The sequence below is a fragment of the Uruburuella suis genome (assembly GCF_004341385.1).
GTDB classification, from domain to species: domain Bacteria; phylum Pseudomonadota; class Gammaproteobacteria; order Burkholderiales; family Neisseriaceae; genus Neisseria; species Neisseria suis.
This window is the reverse complement of record NZ_SLXE01000062.1, coordinates 1-1,146: the sequence shown is the minus strand read 5'-3', so window position 1 is coordinate 1,146 and position 1,146 is coordinate 1. Positions and strand designations below refer to the sequence as shown.

Here is a 1,146-nt window from a genome sequence, read left to right as displayed (position 1 = left end):
AAGGATTATTTTTCTCGGAAAAACCTTAACAGCACCTAAAATGTCCCTTAGGAAGATGTTTCTTCAAAAGAGCACCTTTTTTGTCCCTTACGCCCACATTGCACTTGAAATCCAAAAAACAAGGCCGTCTGAAAACCTTTCAGACGGCCTTGTTTTTATATGTCAACGATATTGGCGCGGTTTGAATTCGGTTTCCGGTTTGCTGTCTTTGCGCACCGCCAGCGGTTGGTTTTTGCCGGCCAAAAGCTTGAGTTGCCAGATTTTTTCGCGCATCAACGGCAGCCATTCGCAGCCATAGAGTGTGTTGACGATGCGTTTGCTGCCCAAAAGCGCATCGGGCGAATGCTCCGCCCATTCTTCGGCCAGCGCCAGCGCGGCATTGGGCGGGGCGGCATCCAAGCGGGCGGCGAAGCCGTGGGCGATGGCGGTTTGGCCGTCAAACAGGCGGGCGCTGTAGGTGAGGTCGGCCAAAATATCGCTGCGGATGCGCCCGCGCGCGCTCACGCTGATGCCCATGTCGGGCACAATGCCCCAATGCGCTTCGCGTATGGCCCAATGGCTCTCGGGTGTGGCGATGCAGTAATCGGCGGCCAGCGCCAATTGCAGGCCGGCGCCGAGGCAGTGGCCTTCCACGGCGGCAATCACCGGCACGGGCAGGTCGCGCCAGGCCAGTGCGGCGTTTTGAAACAGGCTGCGACAGGGTTTGGCCAGCTCCCACAATACGGTTTGGCGGTTGGCCGGGTTTTTCAGATCGGCCAAGTCGATGCCGGCGCAAAAAGTGTGGCCGCTGCCTTGCAACACCACGGCGCGCAGGCTTCGGTCTTGCTTGAGCTGCCGCGCTGCCTGCACGAGCTCGCGCATCATCTCAAAGCTCATGGCGTTTTTCTTGTCGGGGCGCGTCAGCTGCACAATGGCGGTGCCGCCGCGCCGTTCGATACTCAGGGTGTTCATTTTGATTCTCCTTGTTTTATTCTTCTTCGTTTCGTTTGTGGGATAAGGTTAGCGCTTCTGTTTTTTTTGTTCAATGCCGGCAAAAGAGTGTATACACTAATCCTAGGGTCTGTTCACAATTACTTGTCATAAAGGTAGCCACATCACAATGCATCCCAATAAAACCGTGCTGTGGAAGTTGCGCTTTAGCTTATC

The 1,146-nt window shown here is 55.6% G+C and carries 1 protein-coding gene; it reads right to left on the bottom strand.

What is annotated here, in order from left to right; genetic code table 11:
• Positions 1-162: 162 nt before the first annotated feature.
• Positions 163-951: a crotonase/enoyl-CoA hydratase family protein gene (locus tag EV680_RS11860; RefSeq protein WP_132954950.1), complete on the bottom strand. Its 789-nt coding sequence runs from the start codon at positions 949-951 to the stop codon at positions 163-165.
• Positions 952-1,146 lie beyond the last annotated feature (195 nt).